The sequence below is a fragment of the Bradyrhizobium sp. B120 genome (assembly GCF_049075665.1).
Lineage (GTDB): Bacteria > Pseudomonadota > Alphaproteobacteria > Rhizobiales > Xanthobacteraceae > Bradyrhizobium.
Genome location: NZ_CP185242.1, coordinates 7,872,520 through 7,894,632, shown reverse-complemented (window position 1 = coordinate 7,894,632; position 22,113 = coordinate 7,872,520). Strand labels below are relative to the sequence as shown.

The 22,113-nt window shown below is 64.9% G+C and carries 19 protein-coding genes; 15 read left to right on the top strand and 4 right to left on the bottom strand.

Annotated elements, in window-relative coordinates:
* Nucleotides 1-221: 221 nt before the first annotated feature.
* Together zigA and ACOIX3_RS36785 are read left to right on the top strand one after the other, a co-directional pair.
* Nucleotides 222-1,427 (top strand): zinc metallochaperone GTPase ZigA, encoded by a 1,206-nt coding sequence (zigA, locus tag ACOIX3_RS36790; RefSeq protein WP_420966884.1) that lies wholly within the window; start codon nt 222-224, stop codon nt 1,425-1,427.
* Nucleotides 1,428-1,695: 268 nt separating this feature from the next.
* Complete coding sequence (locus tag ACOIX3_RS36785; RefSeq protein ID WP_420966883.1) at nt 1,696-2,844, top strand: DUF3095 domain-containing protein; 1,149 nt, start codon at nt 1,696-1,698, stop codon at nt 2,842-2,844.
* Between the two features lie 71 nt (nt 2,845-2,915).
* Here the strand turns inward: ACOIX3_RS36785 and ACOIX3_RS36780 are convergent, their stop codons facing one another.
* From ACOIX3_RS36780 to ACOIX3_RS36770, 3 genes are all read right to left on the bottom strand, one after another.
* Nucleotides 2,916-3,359 carry a DUF2147 domain-containing protein gene (locus ACOIX3_RS36780; RefSeq protein WP_420966882.1) on the bottom strand — a complete coding sequence of 148 codons (444 nt, stop codon included), beginning with the start codon at nt 3,357-3,359 and terminating at the stop codon, nt 2,916-2,918.
* Nucleotides 3,360-3,554: 195 nt separating this feature from the next.
* Complete coding sequence (locus tag ACOIX3_RS36775; RefSeq protein ID WP_420966881.1) at nt 3,555-4,940, bottom strand: MATE family efflux transporter; 1,386 nt, start codon at nt 4,938-4,940, stop codon at nt 3,555-3,557.
* A gap of 136 nt (nt 4,941-5,076) precedes the next feature.
* A complete protein-coding gene (locus ACOIX3_RS36770; RefSeq protein ID WP_420966880.1) occupies nt 5,077-5,607 on the bottom strand; it encodes a GNAT family N-acetyltransferase in 531 nt (176 codons plus the stop codon).
* Nucleotides 5,608-5,749: 142 nt separating this feature from the next.
* Here ACOIX3_RS36770 and ACOIX3_RS36765 point away from each other — a divergent pair, with 142 nt between their 5' ends.
* From ACOIX3_RS36765 to ACOIX3_RS36705, 13 genes are all read left to right on the top strand, one after another.
* On the top strand, nt 5,750-6,349 hold the full coding sequence (locus ACOIX3_RS36765; RefSeq protein WP_021078629.1) for a superoxide dismutase: 600 nt from the start codon (nt 5,750-5,752) through the stop codon (nt 6,347-6,349).
* Between the two features lie 245 nt (nt 6,350-6,594).
* Nucleotides 6,595-6,981: a fluoride efflux transporter CrcB gene (gene crcB, locus ACOIX3_RS36760; RefSeq protein WP_420966879.1), complete on the top strand. Its 387-nt coding sequence runs from the start codon at nt 6,595-6,597 to the stop codon at nt 6,979-6,981.
* A gap of 808 nt (nt 6,982-7,789) precedes the next feature.
* Nucleotides 7,790-8,503, top strand: a complete 714-nt coding sequence (tolQ, locus tag ACOIX3_RS36755; RefSeq protein WP_016846954.1) for a protein TolQ — start codon at nt 7,790-7,792, stop codon at nt 8,501-8,503.
* A 95-nt stretch (nt 8,504-8,598) separates the two neighbouring features.
* Complete coding sequence (locus ACOIX3_RS36750; protein ID WP_212320444.1) at nt 8,599-9,066, top strand: biopolymer transporter ExbD; 468 nt, start codon at nt 8,599-8,601, stop codon at nt 9,064-9,066.
* Between the two features lie 33 nt (nt 9,067-9,099).
* Complete coding sequence (locus ACOIX3_RS36745; protein ID WP_420966878.1) at nt 9,100-10,044, top strand: protein TolA; 945 nt, start codon at nt 9,100-9,102, stop codon at nt 10,042-10,044.
* Nucleotides 10,045-10,115: 71 nt separating this feature from the next.
* Entirely contained in the window at nt 10,116-11,450 is a 1,335-nt protein-coding gene (gene tolB / locus ACOIX3_RS36740) for a Tol-Pal system beta propeller repeat protein TolB (RefSeq protein ID WP_420971884.1), read from the top strand.
* A 184-nt stretch (nt 11,451-11,634) separates the two neighbouring features.
* Nucleotides 11,635-13,959: a putative bifunctional diguanylate cyclase/phosphodiesterase gene (locus tag ACOIX3_RS36735; RefSeq protein ID WP_420966877.1), complete on the top strand. Its 2,325-nt coding sequence runs from the start codon at nt 11,635-11,637 to the stop codon at nt 13,957-13,959.
* A 176-nt stretch (nt 13,960-14,135) separates the two neighbouring features.
* Complete coding sequence (locus tag ACOIX3_RS36730; protein WP_420966876.1) at nt 14,136-14,870, top strand: N-acyl amino acid synthase FeeM domain-containing protein; 735 nt, start codon at nt 14,136-14,138, stop codon at nt 14,868-14,870.
* Between the two features lie 270 nt (nt 14,871-15,140).
* Nucleotides 15,141-15,635: a peptidoglycan-associated lipoprotein Pal gene (pal, locus tag ACOIX3_RS36725; RefSeq protein WP_092123460.1), complete on the top strand. Its 495-nt coding sequence runs from the start codon at nt 15,141-15,143 to the stop codon at nt 15,633-15,635.
* Nucleotides 15,636-15,878: 243 nt separating this feature from the next.
* Nucleotides 15,879-16,895 (top strand): tol-pal system protein YbgF, encoded by a 1,017-nt coding sequence (ybgF, locus tag ACOIX3_RS36720; RefSeq protein ID WP_420966875.1) that lies wholly within the window; start codon nt 15,879-15,881, stop codon nt 16,893-16,895.
* Between the two features lie 51 nt (nt 16,896-16,946).
* A complete protein-coding gene (tilS, locus tag ACOIX3_RS36715; protein ID WP_420966874.1) occupies nt 16,947-17,981 on the top strand; it encodes a tRNA lysidine(34) synthetase TilS in 1,035 nt (344 codons plus the stop codon).
* A 258-nt stretch (nt 17,982-18,239) separates the two neighbouring features.
* Nucleotides 18,240-20,162: an ATP-dependent zinc metalloprotease FtsH gene (gene ftsH / locus ACOIX3_RS36710; protein WP_097676103.1), complete on the top strand. Its 1,923-nt coding sequence runs from the start codon at nt 18,240-18,242 to the stop codon at nt 20,160-20,162.
* Nucleotides 20,163-20,174: 12 nt separating this feature from the next.
* Nucleotides 20,175-20,588, top strand: a complete 414-nt coding sequence (locus ACOIX3_RS36705; RefSeq protein WP_420966873.1) for a DUF3052 domain-containing protein — start codon at nt 20,175-20,177, stop codon at nt 20,586-20,588.
* A 2-nt stretch (nt 20,589-20,590) separates the two neighbouring features.
* Here the strand turns inward: ACOIX3_RS36705 and ACOIX3_RS36700 are convergent, their stop codons facing one another.
* Nucleotides 20,591-22,090: a hypothetical protein gene (locus tag ACOIX3_RS36700; protein WP_420966872.1), complete on the bottom strand. Its 1,500-nt coding sequence runs from the start codon at nt 22,088-22,090 to the stop codon at nt 20,591-20,593.
* Between the last annotated feature and the right edge of the window lie 23 nt (nt 22,091-22,113).

Below are 22,113 nucleotides of genomic sequence, written 5' to 3'. Positions count from 1 at the left end.
GAGCGCAGCGTAATCCGGGACAGGTCCATCCGCGGATCGTGCGGCCCCCGGATTTCGCTGCGCTACATCCGGGCTACGCATTTGTGAGAACGGCAGGCTGACCGCGCCTCACACCGGCGCTTGACAGGCTGTCGTCTCAATGATGTTATGTTATAACATTGCATAAATCCCGTGCCCCATGCCCCGCCGCCGCCTGTCCCTCCAGCAACTGTTTGATCTCGATGCAAAAACTCCCCGTCACCATCTTGTCCGGCTTCCTCGGGGCTGGAAAGACCACTTTGCTGAACCACGTGCTGAACAACCGCCACGGCCTGAAGGTTGCGGTGATTGTGAACGACATGAGCGAGGTGAACATCGACGCCGACCTCGTCCGCGATGGCGGTGCGAACCTGTCCCGGACTGACGAAAAACTGGTCGAAATGAGCAATGGCTGCATCTGCTGCACGTTGCGCGACGATCTGTTGAAAGAGGTGCGCGCGCTCGCCGAGAGCGGCCGCTTCGATTATCTCCTGATCGAATCGACCGGCATCTCCGAGCCGCTGCCGGTCGCCGCGACCTTCGAGTTTCGCGACGAGGACGGCAACAGCCTCTCCGACGTCGCGCGCCTCGACACCATGGTCACGGTGGTCGACGCCGCCAATCTGCTGAAGGACTATGCCTCGACCGATTTCCTCAGCCAGCGCGGCGAGGCGCTCGACGGCGACAAGCGCACGCTGGTCGATCTGTTGGTCGAGCAGATCGAATTCGCCGACGTCCTCGTGCTCAACAAGGTCGATGCCGCGACGCCGGCACAGCGCGAAGCTGCGCGCACCATCGTGCGTGCGCTTAATCCCGACGCTGACCTCGTCGAGGCGAACTTTGCAAACGTGCCGTTCGACCGCGTGCTCGACACCGGCCGCTTCGACCATGAACGCGCGCAGCAGCATCCGCTCTGGCACAAGGAGCTCTACGGCTTTGCCGGGCATGTGCCGGAGACCGAGGAATACGGCATTACGAGCTTCGTCTATCGCGCGCGGCGCCCGTTCGATCCGGTGCGGTTTCACGGCTTCCTGCGCGAGAGTTGGCAGGGCGTGATCCGCGCCAAGGGCCATTTCTGGATCGCGACGCGCCCGGATTGGTGCGGCGAGATGAGCCAGGCCGGCGCGATCGTCCGGACCGAAGGCCTCGGCTCGTGGTGGGCCGCGATCCCGCGCGAGCGCTGGCCGGATCATCCGGACTGGCGGCTGATGATGCAGCGGAGCTGGAACGATCTCTACGGCGATCGCCGGCAGGAGCTCGTCTTCATCGGCTCCGGCATGAACGAGGACGACATTCGCTGTCGGCTCGATCTTTGCCTTGTCGCGGGCAGACCGGGCATGGACCCGCAGGCCAGGGCAAAACTCCGCGATCCGTTTCCGCCGTGGAGGAGAACGGGCGAGGCGGCGTGAAGGCATTTTGATCCGGCGCGTGATGCCGTCCCCGTCATCCTGAGGAGCGCCAACGGGTCCGCGCGAAGCGCGGCCCGATGACAGGCTCCGCGCGTCTCGAAGGATGCACGGCCCCGCTGGTGGCCGTCGACCCTTCGAGACGCCGCTTCGCGGCTCCTCAGGGTGACGGGACCTAGCTCCACTCGGGCTGCGCTTTCAAAACCCGGTCCCAACCCGCGCCGTATCTGCTAGAGAGTTTCGTGACAGGCGGAAACAGCGCGGCGTTGCGATGGCTGGCGGCAGCGAGATCTTCTACGGCGGCATTCCGGTGTTTCGCGGCTTCGCGCGCCTGATGGATCCGGCGCTGTATGCGCCGTTGCCCGACGACTGGACGGTCGGCGTCGCCGACATCGTCGAGTCGACTAAGGCGATCGCGGCGCAGCGCTATAAGGCGGTCAACATGGCCGGCGCCGCGGTGGTCGCCTCGGTCACCAATGCGCTGGATGGCCGCGAATTCCCGTTCGTGTTCGGCGGCGACGGCGCGAGCTTCGCGGTCGCGCCGGCCGATCTCGACAGGGCACGCGACGCGCTCGCGGCGACCGCGCGCTGGGTGCGCGATGATCTCGATCTGGTGCTGCGGGTGGCGCTGGTGCCGATGTCCGCGATCCGCGCCGCGGGCGCCGACGTGCGCGTCGCGCGCTTCGGACCGTCGGCCAATCTGTCCTATGCGATGTTCTCCGGCGGCGGTCTCGCGTTTGCCGATGCCGCGATGAAGCGCGGCGCGTTCGCGGTCGATCCGGCGCCTGAGGGCACGCAGCCCGATCTGTCCGGCCTGTCCTGCCGTTTCGAGGTGATGCCCTCAGTGCGCGGCGTCATCCTCTCGGTGCTGGTGCTGCCGGCGAAGGACGTCGATCCCGCCGCCTTCCGCAAGGTGATCGAGGATATTGTCGTGCTGGTCGAGAAGAGCCCGGAGGCTGGACGGCCGGTGCCTGCAAATGGCCCGCCGCTGCGCTGGCCGCCTCAGGGGATGGAGTACGAGGCGCGTGCGCGGCGCGGCGGCTCGCTTGCACTGCGCCGTGCCACGGTGCTCGCGTTCACGCTGTGGGCCTATGCGCTGATGCGGTTCAATATCCCGGTCGGCAAGTTCGTGCCGAAAAACTATGTGCGACAGCTGGTCGAGAATTCCGACTTCCGCAAGTTCGACGACGGCCTGCGCATGATCCTGGATTGCACGCCGGAGCTCGCGGCCGAGCTCGAGCAGCGCCTGGTTGCCGCCGCCGCGCAGGGCATCGTGCGCTACGGCCTGCACGAGCAGGATGCCGCGATGATGACCTGCTTCACCCCGTCGGTGATGCGCGCCGACCACGTCCACTTCATCGACGGCGCCCGCGGCGGCTACGCCTCGGCCGCCACCGTGCTGAAGACGCGCGCGGTGTGAGTTGTTGCAACATCGGGATTCTGCTCCCTCTCCCGCTTGTGGAGGAGGTGAAGGAAAATCCCGCCTCGCGTTTACCGCCCCACGCGCGTCCAGGTCTCGCCGCCGCATAGCGCGCCGACGCAGCCTTCGACGCGCAGCGTGCTCTCGCCGGTGACCGAGATGCTGCTCGCATAGGTGCCGCCATCGTCGGCATTGTAGATCTGGCCCGACCATTTGCCCGCGGCAACCGGCTGCATGCCGGAGAACAGCGGCAGCCCGATGATCGGCCGGTTGGCCAGCGACGGATTGGGATTCTTGTTGTCGACCTGCGGCTTGCCGGTCATCGGATCGATCGGATCGCGCAGACTGACCACCACGCCGCAGATGCCGCCGCCGCATTTGCTGACCTTGACGCGGGCATCGCCGGCCTGGGTCTGCCAGACGCCGAAAGGCTCAGGCGCGCTTTGCGCATGCGCGGCAGGCACAGCAAGTGCCGTCGCAATGATTGCGATCACGAATCCGAATTTGCAGGCCATGAAATATTCCCCAAGAGGTCGGCCTGCATAACAAGTCGAAAGATTTCTGCAATGTAATAATCGCGCGATCAGGCGGGCGCGATCTGAAAAATTTTCTAGCCTTTTTCCGAGGCCGCCATGCTGCGGCAAGGCACGGAAGAGTGGCGGTGCCTTGTCGCGACCGAAAGCGCAACGAAAGCCCCGGCCCCTCCGGGTCTATCCCCAGCGGGTCAGCTTGATCGAGATGATGGTCGCGAGGCCGAATGCCACCATCGCGCCTCCGACCAGCGCAAACAGCGTCCATGCCGGCGCGCTCGCGGTGGCGAGCCACCAGCCGCCGATGCCGACCAGCAGCAGGCGGATGGTCCCGGCCAGCACCGGCCCGCCGACCTTGGCCGCGCCTTGCGAGGAAAAATACAGGCAGACGCCGACGCCGAAGAAGCCGAAGGCCGGGCCGGCCAGCGCGAAATAGGACGAGGCCGCGGCCGTCACGCCGGGATCGGTGGTGAACAGCGCAATCCACAGCGTCGGCTTGAGTGCAACCACGAGTCCGACCAATCCGACGACAAGCCCGGCGACCGTGCCCGCGGTCCACGCCACCTTGCGGGCCCGCGTGACAAGGCCCGCGCCGATGGCCATGCCGACCATCGGCACCGAGGCGACGCCGACCGCGAATGCGATCGGGATCAGCAGGAATTCCAGCCGCGAGCCCATGCCGTATCCGGCCAAGGTCTCGGTGCCGAAGCCAGCCAGGATCTTGGTGAAGATCAGGATGGTCAGCACGCTCTGCAGCGGCGACAGGCAGGAGATCGCGCCGACTTTCAGGATGTCGAGGAACATCGCGCGCTGGAAGCTGAAGGCGGCGAAGTCGAGCTTCAGCCGGCTGCGGCCAGAGGCGAGATACCAGGCGAGGAAGATCGCACCACACGTGAACGCTGTGAGCTGGCCCGCGGCGACGCCGCGCATGCCAAGGCTAGGCATGCCGAACAGCCCGAGACCGAACACGCCGCCGACCGCGATCTGGATCATCGAGACGGTGATCAGCGTCATCGAGGGGACGCGCATGTCGCCGGTGCCGCGCACGACGGAGGCGAGCGTGTTGACCAGCCAGATCGAGATCGCGCCCGAGAACAGCACCTGTGAGTAATGCATCGACTGCTCAAGCACGCCGCCGCGGCCGCCGAGCAGCGCATAGAAGTTGCGGCCGAAGCCCAGCATCATCACGGTGAAGAACAATCCGGCACAGGCGCCGATGATCGCCGCATGCAGCGCCAGGTCGGCGGCGCGGTCGCGGTCGCCGGCGCCGAGCGCGCGGCTGATCGCCGAAGAAACGCCGCCACCCATCGCGCCGGCCGACATCATCTGTGTCAGCATCGCGAACGGAAACACCAGCGCGATGCCGGCCAGCGGCTCGGTGCCGAGCCGGCCGATATAGGACGTCTCGGCGACCGCGACCAGCGTCGAGCCGAACATCGCGATGGTGTTGGGGACCGCGAGCTTGAGCAGCGTCGGCAGGATCGGCGCCGTCAACAAATGATCGACCGGTACCGCAGGCGCGGCCGCGGTGGGCCGCAGGTCGTCGATCGAGGCGTCAATGGTCATGCGTCACGGCTCACTTCGCAACCGGGAGAGGGGCGCACTGCAATTCGACGCCAGTGAACCAGGCTCGCAATCAATAAATGATGATTGACATGTTACGAGTTCGGGCTGGTGCTCGCTACCCGCGCCCGCGCAGGGGTCACCACGGCAGGCCGCATAGGTCGATCTTGCCTTGGCGCGGCGCGCGGACGATGTCGTTGACGAACGGCGCCATCGCCTCGAAGCGGATCTGCCCGGAGGGCTGTTCGCACGTGACTTCGCCGGCGAAGGGATGCCAGCCGCGCGACTGGTAGAATGCGAAATTGTGCGGCTCGCAGAATAAGATTGCAAATTTCACCGCGTCATTGGCACGAATGGTGTGCACGGCGGCATCTAACGCGAGCGACGCATAGCCGCGCCGCCGGCAGTCCGCGCGGGTCGCAACCCCGCCGATGCCGCCGACATGCACCTTGTGGCCATTCCAGGTGATGGTCCGGAAGTAGATACCGACGTGGCAGGCGAGCCCGCTGTCGTCGGGCGCATCGAGAAACACGCGCAAATCCGCGTGAGCCCATTTGATGTCCGCCCACTGCTTGTTCGCCATGATATCCGGGCTCCAAACCGTCCGGAGCAGCGGCTCGGCGCGCCGCCACGACGCATCTCCGTTGAGAATGTCGATTTCGATGCTCATCGTCTCAGGTCCCTGGGTCTTGGTCCTCGGCTGCGCCGATCTGTCATACACGATCCGAAAATGCGGTGTTTCTCCGCCGTGGAACCTTCTATAAGGGGGACCCGTTAAGTGTAGTCTCCCACCCTCTGTTGGACATTACCCCATGACCTTCACGCTACCCGATCTGCCCTACGCCCACGACGCCCTTGCGCCCTACATGTCCAAGGAAACGCTGGAGTTTCACCACGACAAGCATCACCAGGCCTACGTCACCAACGGCAACAACGCGATCAAGGGGACCGAATTCGAAGGCAAGTCCCTCGAGGAGATCGTGAAGGGCTCGTTCGGCAAGAACGCGGCCGTCTTCAACAATGCCGGTCAGCACTACAACCACATCCACTTCTGGAAGTGGATGAAGCCGAATGGCGGCGGCAGCAAGCTGCCCGGCCGGCTGGAGAAGAAGATCAACGAGGACCTCGGCGGCTTCGAGAAGTTCAAGACCGACTTCGCCGCCGCCGGCGTCGGCCAGTTCGGCTCCGGCTGGGCCTGGCTGCAGGTCAAGGGCGGCAAGCTCGAGATCGCCAAGACCCCGAACGGCGAGAACCCGCTGGTCCATGGCGCGGTGCCGATCCTCGGCGTCGACGTCTGGGAGCACTCCTACTACATCGACTACCGCAACCGCCGTCCGGACTACCTGAAGGCGTTCGTCGACAGCCTCGTCAACTGGGATTACGTCGACGAGCTGTTCGGCAAGGCCGGCTGAGCGCATATCGCAATTCGGCTCGACCCTCTTACCCTCCCCTGGAGGGGGAGGGTCGACGCGAATGAAATGAGCGGCGGGGTGGGGTGACAGTCTATCCACGCGCGACACTGTCCGTGTTGAGAGATCACCCCACCCCGTTTCGCATTCCGCTTCGCTTCATGCGAACCGACCCTCCCCCTCCAGGGGAGGGTGAGCTTTTGAGCGGCGCGTATCGTGAACTTCTCGACACACCAGCGGGGGCATTGGTGGCTAACGCGGCAAGCTATCTCCTCGTCTTCTTCGGCGGCGGCCTCGGCGCAACGCTGCGGCAGCTGATCAACGTCACCTGCGCGCGCTGCATCGGCACCGCGTTTCCCTACGGCACCTTCATCATCAACATCACGGGCTCGACCGTGATGGGCCTGATCGCCGGCTATCTCGCGTTCAAGGGCGAGGCCTCGCAGCCCTGGCGGCTGTTCCTGATGACCGGCATCCTCGGCGGCTACACCACCTTCTCCGCCTTCTCGCTCGACACCGCACTGCTCTATGAGCGCGGCGAGCTCGGCCTTGCGGCGCTGTATGTCGCGGGCTCGGTGGCGTTGTCGATCGCGGGTCTGTTCGCCGGGCTTGCGATCGTCAGGCATTTGACCTGACGAAAGAGCCGTAGCCATAGGGCGGGTTAGCCGAAGGCATAACCCACCAACGCTCCGTCATCATTCGCAGACGGAGGGCGGGTTACGCTTCGCGCCGCGGCTTCTCAATTCAAACACCGGCGTCTCTGGAATACTGGATCGCCCGGTCGAGTGCGTCGTAGCGCGCGAGAACCATCCACGTCGTCCCGCCTAGTGCACAATTGCGCACGGGCCGCGACCCATAACCACTGAAGGTGATTGTTGCGCGACGCTGGGGCGGCAGCCCTCTTCAACGACACAACCCTGTGGTTATGGGTCCCTGCTTCCGCAGGGACGACGATTGTGGATGCAGGTCGCGCCACACATTCGGTGTCGTCCTGGCGAAAGCCAGGACCCATTACCCCAAATCTCAATTGTTGCACGACGCCGGGCCACGATCCGCTTCATCACCGATTGTGGTGGTTATGGGTCCCGGTGTTCGCCAGGACGACGCGGGGAGGGGGCGCCCGGCACCACCCCACCATCCGCCGAATCCATTCATCTGCGGAACCCGCCAACCGGCTCCGCCAGCGGCGTTTCCCGCCCTCAAATTTCCCTTTGGTAACCTCGCCTTAACCATGATTAGCGTTTGGTTAGGGTCGGAATGCCGCGTGAAAAGCCCTCGTTTTGACATGTTGGCAGGGGAAGCAGGGCCCGGCTTTGGACGGGCCCCCCATGCGACAGATGCAAGAGGCTTTCGCGCAGTTTCGCCGCGCCTGATGCGGCCGTGGAATCGGTGCCGATTGGCGGCCCGCCTGATGGGGACACTTGCGTTGAGAGGATATTGCCGATGAATCCCGCCGACGTGGCTCAGTCAACTCTGCCACTGGCATCGAGCGATGTGTCGCTGATCGCACTGTTTTGGCAGGCTCATTGGGTCGTCAAATGCGTGATGTTGGGACTTTTGTCCTGCTCGGTGTGGGTCTGGGCGATCGCGATCGACAAGATCCTGCTCTACGCCCGCACCAAGCGGGCGATGGATAAGTTCGAGCAGGCGTTCTGGTCCGGCCAGTCGATCGAGGAACTCTACCGGGCCCTTTCGGCCAAGCCGACCCAGTCGATGGCGGCCTGTTTCGTGGCGGCGATGCGGGAGTGGAAGCGCTCCTTCGAGAGCCAGTCGCGGTCCTTTGCCGGCCTGCAGGCCCGGATCGAGAAGGTCATGAATGTCTCGATCGCCCGGGAGGTGGAGCGGCTGGAACGGCGGCTGCTGGTGCTGGCGACCGTGGGCTCGGCCGGCCCCTTTGTCGGCCTGTTCGGCACCGTCTGGGGCATCATGTCGAGCTTCCAGTCGATCGCGGCCTCGAAAAACACCTCCCTGGCGGTGGTGGCCCCCGGTATCGCGGAAGCACTGTTTGCGACCGCAATCGGCCTGATTGCCGCAATTCCGGCGACTATTTTCTACAATAAGTTCACCTCGGAGGTGAACCGGCAGGCCGCGCGCCTGGAGGGGTTCGCCGACGAGTTCTCCGCCATCCTGTCGCGTCAGATCGACGAGCGGGGCTAGAGCATGATCCGGAAAAGTGGAGACCGGTTTTCCGAAAGGATCATGCTCGAACAAAGAACTGAACTTACGATGGTCACTGTTGTGAGCGCACGATCATGGCGATGAGCATGGCAGGGTCCGGCGGTAGTGGCAGACGCCGCCGCGGGCGCAAGCCGGTCATGGCCGAGATCAACGTCACGCCGATGGTCGACGTGATGCTGGTGCTGCTGATCATCTTCATGGTCGCCGCGCCGCTGATGACGTCGAACATCGACATCGACCTGCCGGTCGCGAGCGGCGGCAAGTCGATCTCGTCGAACCAGCCGCCGCTGACGCTGTCGGTGAAGCGCACCGGCGGTGGCTGCAACTCGAATGTCGAGCTCTATCTCGGCGACGCGCCGGTCACGGCGGCCGATTTTCCGGCCAAGATCAAGGCGATCGGGGACGCCCGGTCGGATGCCGAAAAGGTGGTTTATCTGCGTGGCGACAAGGATGTCTGTTACACGGATATGATGAAATTGCTCGGGGAGGTCCGGGCCGCGGGATTCAAGGCGAATATCGTCATTATCCCGGAAGGTGGATAGGGCCAATGTGCGGCAAGGCACGGGGAGCCTGATTTGAAGGTCAAGGTCGACAAGACTCTGGCGGCATCGATTGTCCTGCACGTCCTCGTGATCGGGTGGGGCCTCGTGTCGTTTTCGACCAGGGCGTACGTGATGCCTGAAGAGGATACTGTTGCCGTCGACGTGATCTCGCCCGACCAGCTCTCCCATGTCATGGCCGGCCTGAAGGACGGCAAGAAGGAAAATCCCAAGCCGCTGGTCGAGAAGGTCGCCGAGGCCAAGCCGATGGATGATGCCGTCGGCAAGATCGATGACAAGAAGCCGCCGGTCGTGACCGATACCGCGCCGGCGCCGACGCCGAAGGTGGAGAAGCCGGAAGACAAGAAGCCGGATCCGCCGAAGAAGGTCGAGAACAAGCCGGATAACAAGCCAAAGGAAGAGCCGAAGCCGGTCGAGAAGAAGCCCGATCCGGTGAAGCCCGACCCGATCGCGGAAGCGATCAAGAAGGAAGAGAAGAAGCCGCCGCCGAAGCCGGTTCAGCAAGCCGCCAAGCCGCCGCCGGAGCAGAAGCCGAAAGAGCGCACCTTCGACCAGAGCAAGATCGCAGCGCTGCTCGACAAGCGCGATCCGACCCGTGCCTCGGCGACCGGCGATACGCTCAACGCCAATGCCTCGCTCGGCACGGCAAAGGGCAAGGCCGCCGACAACTCCGCGACCTGGGGCGCGATGTTCAAGCAGCAGGTCGAGCGCTGCTGGAAGAAGCCCTATGGCGGCATCGAGGCGCAGCAGACCGAGGCCGTTTTCGAGATCAAGCTGAACCGTGAGGGCAAGCTCGAAGCGCCGCCGGTGCCGGAAGGCACGCCGGCGACGCCCTATTTGCGCGTCTATCAGGAGAGCGCGCTGCGGGCGATCATCGAATGCCAGCCGTACAGACTGCCGGCGGCATTCTTCGAGGAATGGAAGTATTTCGCGCCGGTGTTCACGGAACGGAAGACCTGAGGACAACCGCGTCGCCTGGCCAACGGCAAGCAAAGTTACCGACAATGACCAACACGAATGATTTGCGGACCATGAAATTTCGCCTCGACCGTCGACAGATGATCTCCGGAATCGCCGCCCTAGGCACCCTTGCCGGAAGCCGAAGCGCTTTCGGGCAGGCCGGCCCGAAGCGAATCCCGATTCCGGAAGGCGAGTTTGCGCCGGTGCCGATCGCGATCCCGAACTTCGCCGCCGGCACGCCCGGCGATGCCGAAGTCGGCGTCGGCGTCACGCAGGTGATCACCAACAACCTGAAGCGCAGCGGCTTGTTCGCGCCGATCGATCAGGCCGCCTATCTCGAGAAGCAGATCAACATCGACGCGGCGCCGAACTTCAACAACTGGAAGAGCATCAACGCGCAGGCGCTGGTGACCGGCCGCATGACACGCCAGGGCAACGGGCGCGTGAAGGCGGAATTCCGCCTCTGGGACGTCAACACCGGCCAGCAGCTCGCGGGCCAGCAGTACGACACCTCGGCCGAATACTGGCGCCGCATCGCGCACATCATCTCCGACCAGATCTACGAGCGCATGACCGGCGAGAAGGGATATTTCGATACCCGCGTCGTGTTCGTCGACGAGAGCGGCGCTGCGGATCGCCGCGTCAAGCGCCTCGCGCTGATGGACCAGGACGGCGCCAATGTGCGCTATCTGACCCGCGGCTCGGATCTGGTGCTGACGCCGCGCTTCTCGCCGTCGACCCAGGAAATCACCTACATGGAGTTCGGGCAGGGCGACCCGCGCGTCTATCTGCTCAACATCGAGACCGGCCAGCGCGAGATCGTTGGCAACTTCCCGGGCATGTCGTTCTCGCCGCGCTTCTCGCCCGACGGCCAGCGCGTCATCATGAGCCTGCAGCAGGGCGGCAACTCCAACCTGTTCGTGATGGACCTGCGCTCGAAGTCGATGACGCGGCTGACCGACACGCCGGCGATCGACACCTCGCCGTCCTACGCGCCCGACGGCACGCGGCTCTGCTTCGAATCCGATCGCGGCGGCAAGCCGCAGATCTATGTGATGCCGGCAACCGGCGGCGCGGCCCAGCGCATCTCGTTCGGCGACGGCACCTATTCGACGCCGGTGTGGTCGCCGCGCGGCGACTACATCGCCTTCACCAAGCAGGGCGGCGGGCAGTTCGCGATCGGCATCATGAAGCCGGACGGCTCCGGCGAGCGCATCCTGACCTCGGGCTTCCACAATGAAGGCCCGACCTTTGCGCCGAACGGTCGCGTCGTGATGTTCTTCCGCGATCCCGGCGGCAACAGCGGTCCGTCGCTGTTCACCATCGACGTTTCCGGGCGCAACGAACTGCGGGTGCCGACCCCGGGTTTTGCCTCCGACCCCGCCTGGTCGCCGCTGTTGTCGTGAGGCTCGCGCAGGGCTGCTCCGGGGAACCCTGGGGCGGTCGGCACTTCTTACCTAGCGCACTGAAACTTATGCCGAATTTCGACTATCAATGGGTCGCGGCAACGACTCGCTAACGATGTTCCCTCAGAAAGACTTCACCTGCGATCAGTAAGAGTGCGAGCTGAAAAGGACGCGCGCTCTCACAATGCAGTTTGCAAGTCAGACGGGAGAACCGGACCAGTCGATGTCGCCGACGATCTCCGCGGCGCTGGTCGATTCCCTGTTCATGAACCCCGCGCCCATGATCTTCGGCGCCTTCGGCCCCGCCATCGCGGGCGCCGTGATTGCGTTCGTCACCGGCAATCTGCTGTCCTGGCTGTGCGTGCCGCTGTTCATCGTGGTGGGTCTGGCGCGCGCGCTGCAGATGTACCGCTATCAGCAGCGCAGTTCCCGTCTCACCGTCGAAGAATCCGTGACGTGGGAGAAGCGCTACCGGATCGGCACCATCGCCTACGGCATCTCGCTCGGCATCTGGGGCGTCACCGTCCTGCTCACGACCAACGACGCCGCCGCGCATATGCTCTGCGTGACCACCGTGGTCGCCTACACCTCGGCGGGAGTGGGGCGGACCTTCGGCCGGCCGCAGATATTCCACCTGCACCTGCTGATGTCGATCGGTCCCCTGATCGCAGCGCTGATGTATGTCGGCGGTCCCTATCACATCGCCCTTGCGCTGCTCAGCCTGGTGTTCTTCAGCGCCATCCGGCACCTTACCTCCAGCCTGCAGCGCATCTACGTCAACGCCTGGATCGCCAAGGAGCGCGAGGCGGCGCTGGCGGGCCAGTTCGATACCGCGCTGAACAACATGCCGCACGGCCTGTGCATGTTCAGCGCCGACGGCCGCCTTGCGGTGATGAACCACCGCTTCATCGAGATGATGGAGCTGTCCGACGATTTCGTGCAGCGCGGCGCCAGCGCGACCGATATCTGCAATGCCTGCGTGCTGTCCGGCGCGATCTCGGCCGCGGCCGCGCAACAGATTCTCTACGAGATCGAGAGCTCCCAGCGCGGCGACATCGTCACCAGCGACCCCGATCCGGCCCAGAACCGTTCGCTGGACTGGACGTTCCAGCCGATGCCGGGCGGCGGCACGGTCGTGCTGGTCGAGGACATCACCGAGCGCAAGGACGCCGAGGCCAGGATCAGCCATCTCGCGCGCTACGACGAACTGACCGCGCTGCCCAACCGCGTCAATTTCCGCGACGAGATCGGCCGGTTGCTCGCCATGCAGCATGGCGATCATCGCTCCGCATTGCTGTTCGTCGACCTCGACCAGTTCAAGCAGGTCAACGATACGCTCGGCCATCCCTGCGGCGACCAGCTGCTTTGCGCGGTCGCCGAACGGCTGCGCGAGATGCTGCGTCCGGAGGATTTCGTGGCCCGGTTCGGCGGCGACGAGTTCGTCGTGTTCCAGCAGAACATCCATTCGCATGAGGACGCCGCCGCGCTGGCGCGGCGCATCGTCGACCGCCTCAGCGAGCGCTACAAGATCGACAACCATCTGGTCGAGATCGGCGCCAGCGTCGGCATCGCGATGACCGCGCCCGGCGTCGGCGCCGACACGCTGCTGAAGAATGCCGATATGGCGCTCTACCGTGCCAAGGCCGACGGCCGCGGCACCTTCTGCTTCTTCCGCGACGAGATGGCCCAGACTGTCGAGGCCCGCCGTATCCTCGAGCTCGATCTGCGCAAGGCGCTCGCCAACGAGGAATTCGAGCTGTTCTACCAGCCGCTGATCAACCTGAAATCCGGCAAGGTCTCGACCTGCGAGGCGCTGCTGCGCTGGAACCATCCGGTGCGCGGCACGGTCTCACCGGTCGACATCATTCCGGTCGCCGAGGACATGGGCCTGATCGTCGATCTCGGCCGCTGGATCCTGCGCAAGGCCTGCATGGAATGCATGAAGTGGCCCGAAGCGGTCAGCGTCGCGGTCAACTTCTCGCCGCAGCAGTTCCATCAGCGCGACGTGCTGAGCGAGGTCCGCTATGCGCTCGAGGTCTCCGGTCTGCCGGCGCAGCGCCTCGAGATCGAGATCACCGAATCCTCGCTGCTGCACAACACCGAGCTGACCCACGACGTGCTGTCGCAACTGCGCTCGCTCGGCGTGCGGATCTCGCTGGATGATTTCGGCACCGGCTACTCGTCGCTCAGCTATTTGCACAATTTCCCGCTGCAGAAGGTCAAGATCGACCGCTCCTTCCTCGAAGGCATCGACAGCGACCGGCCGCTGACCTTGCTGCGCGGCGTGGCGCGGCTGTCCGCGGACCTCGGCATGTCGGTCGTGGTCGAGGGGATCGAGACCAACGAGCAACTCGAACTGATCAGTGCCGACGGCGCGGTGACCGAAGCACAGGGATACCTGTTCAGCCGGCCGGTTCCCGCCGTCCGTATTCGCCAGCTGCTCAATGCCTCGCACGGCCGGCGGGCCGACGAGCAACTGCACGTGGTTCCCTCGCGCTCAATCGCGTGAGCTGACGCACCAACTGTTCTCAATCGATAGTTGTAAGAGTCTTTGGCTGCACGATTCGAATTGCACCGTTGCGGTCAGAGGTTAACTGTAATGCCGCGATTGCTTTGACGAAAATTAAGAAGCTGTTAATCTTTTGGCTCGCGCGTTGAAGTTGTTGGTGTTTCAGGGAGTACCATATGAGGTCCGCGGCCGAAGTCATTAAGCCCGCGACAGGAAGGCTTGCGGACCCTCTGGATCAAGTCGACTACCGTCTCGCTCAGACCCCCGAACAGAAAGACGAAATCTACCGGCTGCGTTATCGTGCCTATCTGCGCGAAGGCGCGATCCGGCCCTCGGCGGACGAGCGCGTCGTCGATCAGTTCGACGATGCGCCGAACGCCTGGGTGTTCGGCGTCTATCTGCAAGGCGAGCTCTGCAGCTCGATCCGCATCACCGTCGCGACACCGGAGTGGCGCTCGTCGCCGACGCTCGACGTGTTCGGCGACGTGCTGCTGCCGAAACTCGATCAGGGGCTGGTCTTCATCGATTCGACGCGCTTCGTCGCGGACCCCGACAAGGCGCGGAACAATCCGGAACTGCCCTATGTCACGGTGCGGCTCGGCTCGACCGCGGGCGTGCATTTCAACGCCGATTACGGCCTGGCGCCGGTCCGGCCCGAGCACATGGCGTTCTACCGGCGTGTGTTCCTGCATGAGACCTGGTCGGAGCCGCGGCTCTATCCGGGGCTCGTGAAGCCGGTCGGGTTAATGGCGTCGCATCTGCCGACCGTGCGGGAGCGTGTGCTCGCCCGCTATCCGTTCCTGCGCTCGAGCGCCTTCGAGCGGCGGATGCTGTTTGAGCGGGAAGGCCAGTTGCAGCCCGACGGTATCGTCCGGCCGTTCGAGCGCGCCTCGATCGTGCCGAATCCGTGAGCAAACCGGCGCTCTGATCAATCTGTCATCGATCGACTGTTGCGCGCGGGCCAAATTGTCCTGCAAAAGCGGCCGGTTCCTGCGAACCTTGCCTTCCCTTCACCATCGCGCCACATTTGCCACCCATTAACCATCGGGGGCGCTTTTCGCCATTGCCTGGCATTTGATCGGGTCCAGCAAGGTCTCGTCAAGGTTGACGGAACGTTCGCTTAACCATCGCCCTGTAGACCCAATGGACAGTACGAAGAGCGTGAGCGTGGAGGCTCCGGAATGAAACATCAGATGCGTATCCTCCAGGGTATGAAGCTGGCTGCGGTTCTGGCGGTGGCGTTGTCGATGGGTGCCTGTGCCAACAAGAACCCGCTGGACGCCAATGGCGCGATTGGCGGCGCCGCGACCCCGGGCAGCCAACAGGATTTCGTGGTCAATGTCGGCGACCGCGTGTTCTTTGAGAGCGATCAGACCGATCTCAGCCCGCAGGCGACAGCGACCCTGGACAAGCAGGCGCAGTGGCTGCAGACCTACAACCGTTATTCCTTCACCATCGAAGGTCACGCCGACGAGCGCGGCACGCGCGAATACAACATCGCGCTCGGTGCGCGCCGTGCCCAGTCGGTTCGCGCCTATCTCGCTTCGCGCGGCATCGACCCGAGCCGCATGCGCACCATCTCCTACGGCAAGGAGCGCCCGGTCGCGGTCTGTAACGACATCTCGTGCTGGTCGCAGAACCGCCGCGCCGTTACCGTGCTGAACGCCAGTTCCTGACGCGATCCTGGATGCGTTTTCCAAGCCGGCGCCTTCGGGCGCCGGTTTTGGCGCGTGAGAGCCTGACCCCGGCTTCATCAAGATGAACGAAGCTGCGTGCAATTGGCCGCTTGCTTGTTCCACCGTCCGTACTAAACCGGTATCCGCGACGCTGTCCCGGATTTGAACTGCAAGTCACAATTCTGGCGTACTCCGTCCCTCAAAGTCGCGCGCTTTTCACGTCGATCTCGTCGTCAGGGCAAAATGTCATCCAGGCTACATTTTCTTTCTTCCGCCGCGGCGATCGCGGCGCTGTTCGCCGTTTCCGCACCAGCGTTTGCCCAATCCGACGATTCCGATGCCGAGATGCGGATCGAGCGGCTGGAGAACCAGCTGCGGCAGCTGACCGGGCAGAACGAGGAACTGCAGTACCGCAACCGCCAGCTCGAGGAGCGCCTGCGCCAGCTCGGCGGCCAGCCGCCCGGCCCGAATGGACAGCCTCCGGCGGCCCAGCCCGGTGTCGCGGCGGTGCCGCCGGCGCAGCAGGGGTACCCGCAGGCGCAGCCCGGCTACGCCCAGCCGCAGCAGGGATATGGCCGGCAGCCGCAGGGCGGCTATGACCAGCAGCAGATCGCGGCGCCCGCGCCGATCGTGCAGGAGCCGGCGGCGGCGGCTCCCGGCCGCCGCGGCCGCGGCGATGCCTTCGATCCGGCCCAGAATCCGAATGCCCCCGGCGCGCCGCGCGTGCTCGGTGGCGGCGGCCAGATGCCGGTGCAGAACGATGCGGCGGTCGGCGCGCCCGGCGGCCGCGGCGCGGGCGAGCCGCTCGATCTCGGCAACACGAGCCCGCAGCGGGCGCCCGGCGCGAGCGCGGCCCTGACCACATTGCCGCCGTCGGCGACGCCGAAGGACGAGTTCGACCTCGGCATCGGCTACATGCAGCGCAAGGACTATGCGCTCGCCGAAGAGACGATGAAGAACTTCGCCACCAAATATCCGAGCGATCCTTTGGTGGCGGATTCGCAATACTGGCTCGGCGAAAGCTATTTCCAGCGCCAGCAATATCGCGATGCTGCGGAAACCTTCCTCGGTGTGACCACCAAGTTCGACAAGTCCGCGAAGGCGCCCGACGCGCTGCTGCGGCTCGGCCAGTCGCTGGCGGCGCTGAAGGAAAAGGAAGCCGCCTGCGCCGCGTTCGGCGAGATCACGCGGAAGTACCCGCGCGCGTCAGGCGGGGTCAAAGCTGCGGTTGACCGCGAGCAGAAGCGCGTGAAGTGCTAAACCAGCCGGGGGAGGCCGCTTCCGGCCTTTCCGCGACCTGCTGGTTCTGTGATGCCCGACGTCCAATCCGCTATCCCGGCAAGCGACGCCAAGCGCCTGTTCGCAGACTTGGCGCGTGCGCCGGCGATCGTGCTCGCGGTGTCGGGCGGTCCCGATTCCGTCGCGTTGATGTGGCTGGCCGCGCGCTGGCGCCGCGCGCTGGCGCAGGGGCCGCGGCTGGTGGCGGTCACCGTCGATCACGGCCTGCGTGTTGAAGCTGCCCGCGAGGCGCGCGACGTCAAGCGGCTGGCGCGAAGCCTCGACCTGCCGCATCACACCTTGCGCTGGAGCGGGCCCAAGCCCAGGAGCGGCGTGCCGGCAGCCGCGCGTGAGGCGCGTTATCGCCTGCTCGCGCAAGCCGCGCGCAAGCACGGTGCGACGCATATCCTGACCGCGCACACCCGTGACGACCAGGCCGAGACGCTGTTGATGCGGATGCTGCGCGGCAGTGGCGTCGCGGGCCTCTCGGCGATGGCGCGCGAGACCGAGCGCGACGGCGTCATGCTGACGCGACCGTTGCTCGATATCTCCAAGGCGCAGTTGATCGCAACGCTGAAGAAGGCGCGCATCGGCTTTGCCGACGATCCGACCAACCGCGATCCGTCCTTCACGCGACCGCGGCTGCGTGCGCTGATGCCGCTGCTGGCGGAGGAGGGCGGCGACGCGCGGAACCTGGCACGGCTCGCGGCGCGGATCGCGCGCGCCAACGCCGCACTGGAGGTGCTGGTCGATGGCGCCGAGCGCTATCTTGCGTTGAAAAGCGAGGATAACCTCGACGCGGGCTTCGACGCGGCGCTGTTCGCGATGATGCCGGACGAAATTCGCCTCCGCCTGCTCAAGCGCGCCATCGACCGCACCGGACATGAGGGGCCGGCCGAACTCGGCAAGGTCGAAACCCTGCTCGCCGCGGTCGATGAGGCCGTCAGTCAGCGCTTGGGACAACGCGAATCCAAGCTGAAACAGACGCTTGCCGGAGCGGTCATCAGCGTCGCCTCCGGCCGCATCAGGATCAGCCCGGCGCCGCCTCGCCGGGCCCGTTCCCGCTGAGCCGGGTTCGATTGTTTCAATCGCTGTCATAAACCGGCAAGGTGGCTTAACCACCCCGGAAAAACACCGGATTCCGCGTCATTTTTTGACCGGGAATCGGGCTAGGATGCGGTAAATAGTCGTGCGTGGTTCCCTTGGCATCGACCCCAGCGGCACCTAGATTGTAGGCATCGACGGGATGGATTCCCTGGGGATTCCCACAGAGCCTGCCCAAGGATTAGAGAGAGGCCGCGATCCGCGCGACCACGAAGGAAGACCATGAACGCCAATCTGCGGAATTTCGCCCTCTGGGTCATCATTGTCCTGCTGTTGCTGGCGTTGTTCACGCTTTTCCAGAATCCTGGCCAGCGCTCGTCGTCCTCGGATATCTCGTTCTCGCAGCTTCTCACTGAAGTCGATCAGGGCCATGTCCGCGACGTCGTGATTCAGGGGCCCGAGATTCACGGCACCTTCAACAACGGCACCAGCTTCCAGACTTACGCGCCGAGCGATCCGTCGCTCGTGAAGCGCCTCTATGACGCCAAGGTGCAGATCACCGCGAAGGCGCCCGGCGACAACGTGCCGTGGTTCGTCTCGCTGCTCGTCTCCTGGTTGCCGTTCATCGCGCTGATCGGCGTCTGGATCTTCTTGTCGCGGCAGATGCAGGGCGGCGCCGGCAAGGCGATGGGCTTCGGCAAGTCGCGCGCCAAGATGCTGACTGAAGCGCATGGCCGCGTCACCTTCGAGGACGTCGCGGGTGTCGACGAAGCCAAGCAGGATCTGCAGGAGATCGTCGAATTCCTCCGCGACCCCGGCAAGTTCCAGCGGCTCGGTGGACGCATTCCGCGCGGCGTGCTGCTGGTCGGCCCTCCCGGCACCGGCAAGACGCTGATCGCGCGCGCGGTGGCGGGTGAAGCCAACGTGCCGTTCTTCACGATCTCCGGTTCTGACTTCGTCGAAATGTTCGTCGGCGTCGGCGCGAGCCGTGTCCGCGACATGTTCGAGCAGGCCAAGAAGAACGCGCCCTGCATCATCTTCATCGACGAAATCGACGCGGTCGGCCGTCATCGCGGCGCCGGCCTCGGCGGCGGCAATGACGAGCGCGAGCAGACGCTGAATCAGTTGCTGGTCGAGATGGACGGCTTCGAGGCCAATGAAGGCGTGATCCTGATCGCGGCGACCAACCGTCCCGACGTGCTCGATCCCGCGCTGCTGCGTCCGGGCCGCTTCGACCGTCAGGTCGTGGTGCCGAATCCGGATGTCGTCGGCCGCGAGCAGATCCTCAAGGTCCACGTCCGCAAGGTGCCGCTGGCGCCGGATATCAACCTCAAGACCATCGCACGCGGCACCCCGGGCTTCTCGGGCGCCGACCTGATGAACCTTGTCAACGAGGCTGCGCTGACCGCTGCCCGCCGCAACAAGCGGATGGTGACGCAGGCCGAGTTCGAAGAGGCCAAGGACAAGGTGATGATGGGTGCCGAGCGCAAGTCGCTCGTCATGACCGAAGAAGAGAAGTTGCTGACGGCCTATCACGAGGGCGGCCATGCCATCGTCGGCCTCAACGTCGTCGCGACCGATCCGATCCACAAGGCGACCATCATTCCGCGCGGCCGTGCGCTGGGCATGGTGATGCAGCTGCCGGAGCGCGACAAGCTGTCGATGTCGCTGGAGCAGATGACCTCGCGCCTCGCCATCATGATGGGTGGCCGTGTCGCGGAAGAGCTGATCTTCGGCCGCGAGAAGGTGACCTCGGGCGCCGCCTCCGACATCGAGCAGGCGACCCGCCTCGCCCGCATGATGGTGACACGCTGGGGCCTGTCGGAAGAGCTCGGCACCGTGTCCTATGGCGAGAACCAGGACGAGGTGTTCCTCGGCATGTCGGTCTCGCGCACCCAGAATGCGTCGGAGGCGACGGTCCAGAAGATCGACTCCGAGATCAAGCGCCTGGTCGAGGAAGGCTACAAGGAAGCGACCCGGATCCTGACCGAGAAGCATGGCGACCTCGAAGCCCTGGCGAAGGGCCTGCTCGAGTTCGAGACGCTGACCGGCGACGAGATCATCGACCTGCTGAAGGGCAAGAAGCCCAACCGCGAGTCCGTGCTCGAGCCGTCGACGCCGCGCGCCTCCGCCGTGCCGCCGGCCGGCAAGTCGCGCCCGCGTCCCGATCCGGACACCGGCATGGAGCCGCAGCCGCAGGCGTAAGCCTCGCTTGCCATGGCCGGCACTTCCGGCAAACCGATTGTGCAAAAGCTCGGCTTCAAGCCGGGCTTTTGTATTTTTGTCGACGGGTTGTCCGTTCCCTATGGCGACATCGTCGGCGAGCTGCCTGCTGATGTGCGGATCGCGAAGACCGCAAGGGCGCCGCTCGATGCCGTGCATCTGTTCGCCGCCGAGGCCAGGGGGCTGGCCGCAAAGCTGCAGCGTTACCGGGAGGCGATCGCGCCCAACGGCATGATCTGGGTGTCGTGGCCGAAGAAGAGCTCAGGCGTCGCGACCGATCTCGACGACAGAGCGGTGCGCGAGATCGGGCTCGCGTCCGGCCTGGTCGACATCAAGGTCTGCGCCGTCGATGCGGTGTGGTCGGGGCTGAAATTCGTGATCCCGGTCAAAGAACGCGGCAAGCGCTGAGGCTACTTCGAACCCTCAGCCGCCGGCACTACGCCGGCCGTCTCGTCCGATCGCACATGGATGACGGCGATGTCGTCCCTGTAGAGCCGCTTCCAGCCCTTGAGATGGTCCAGTGCGTTTCCGGCCGGAGAGTCCGAGCTCAGCAGCGTGGCGTCGATCCGGTATTTGTCGAGCAGGTCCAGCAGCTGGCCGACGTCGCGGGCATCGAGCGCGGCGTAATAGTCGAGCACGAATTGCTCGCCATAAAGCTCGGCGCGGCCGTCGATGAACACCTTCATGTCGCGGCTCACCATGTAGCCGCCGAACGGCGCGGTGCTGAACACGCGCTGCGCCTTGTGTTGCTGGAGGACGTCGACCGCGGCAACGGGCGAGAACACCGGCAGGAATTTGAACTCGTGCTGTGCGACGAACATCGTCGTCGTCACCCACGCTCCGATCACCATCGCGATGGCAGCCAGGATCGTGACGACGGGGACGGCGCGTCCTTCTTCGAAGCGGGCGGCGCGGACGCCTGCCATTCCCCATTGTTCGGCGACCGGCTTGGCGAGCACCAGCGGCGCGATGAACGCGAACACCTCGATGTTACGGATATGGCTCAGCGCCATCCAGATCAGCCCGAGCAGCAACAGGATCCGCGGCGCCGACAGGGTCAGCCCGCGATAGCAGATGATACCGATCAGGCCGAGCAGCGTGGCTTCGAAGAAGCTGGGCTTGCTGAAATCCGCGGGCAGCCATTCGCCGATCATCGACAGCAGCTTGCCGAGGCTGAGGATCTTGGTCGCACCCAGCAGGCTATTCCAGCCATAGGGCGTCACGCAGCTCGCGGCCAGCGCAGCGACGCCGAACAATCCCCATCGCACGATGAGCTGGCGGCGGCGGCTCGGCTCCGCGCTCCACACCGCCTCCAGTCCGATCGGCCCGATCAGCGCCAGGCCGAGCACGAAGCCGCCATGCAGATTGGCCCACAGCGCCATCAGCGGCAGCAGCCACCATGACGGATGGGTGCGGCGATCCGCGGCCGACATCAGGCCGCCGATGAACGCCAGCAGCACCGGCAGTGCCAGCATATGTGGCCGCGCGAAGAAGTGGATCGTCGACAGCAGCAGCGCCAGCGCCGCGATCAGGAGTGCCCGCGCCGGATCGAAATACGGGCTCAACAGATGCAGGAAGATCGCGACCGACGCACCGATCGCGATCGACGTCAGGATCACCGGCCCGGCCCAATCGCCGCCGTACACGAGAGCGTACGCCACCTGCGACAGCCACGAGCTCGAGATCCAGGGCTCGCCGAAACGGGTGAACGAGAACACGTCTGATGTCGGCATCGCGCCGTGTTCGAGGATCCACTGTCCGACCTTGATCTGCCACTCGGTGTCGGAATCGCGCAGCAGGATTTCACCGGCAGAGAGATAGAACAGATAGGCGCCCACGGCGGCGCACAGCGGCAGCAGTCCTCGCACCGCGCTACGGCTGCTCACGCTGCTGGTGATGGAAAGTGACATGCGCTTTCTTGGCTCGGCCGGGG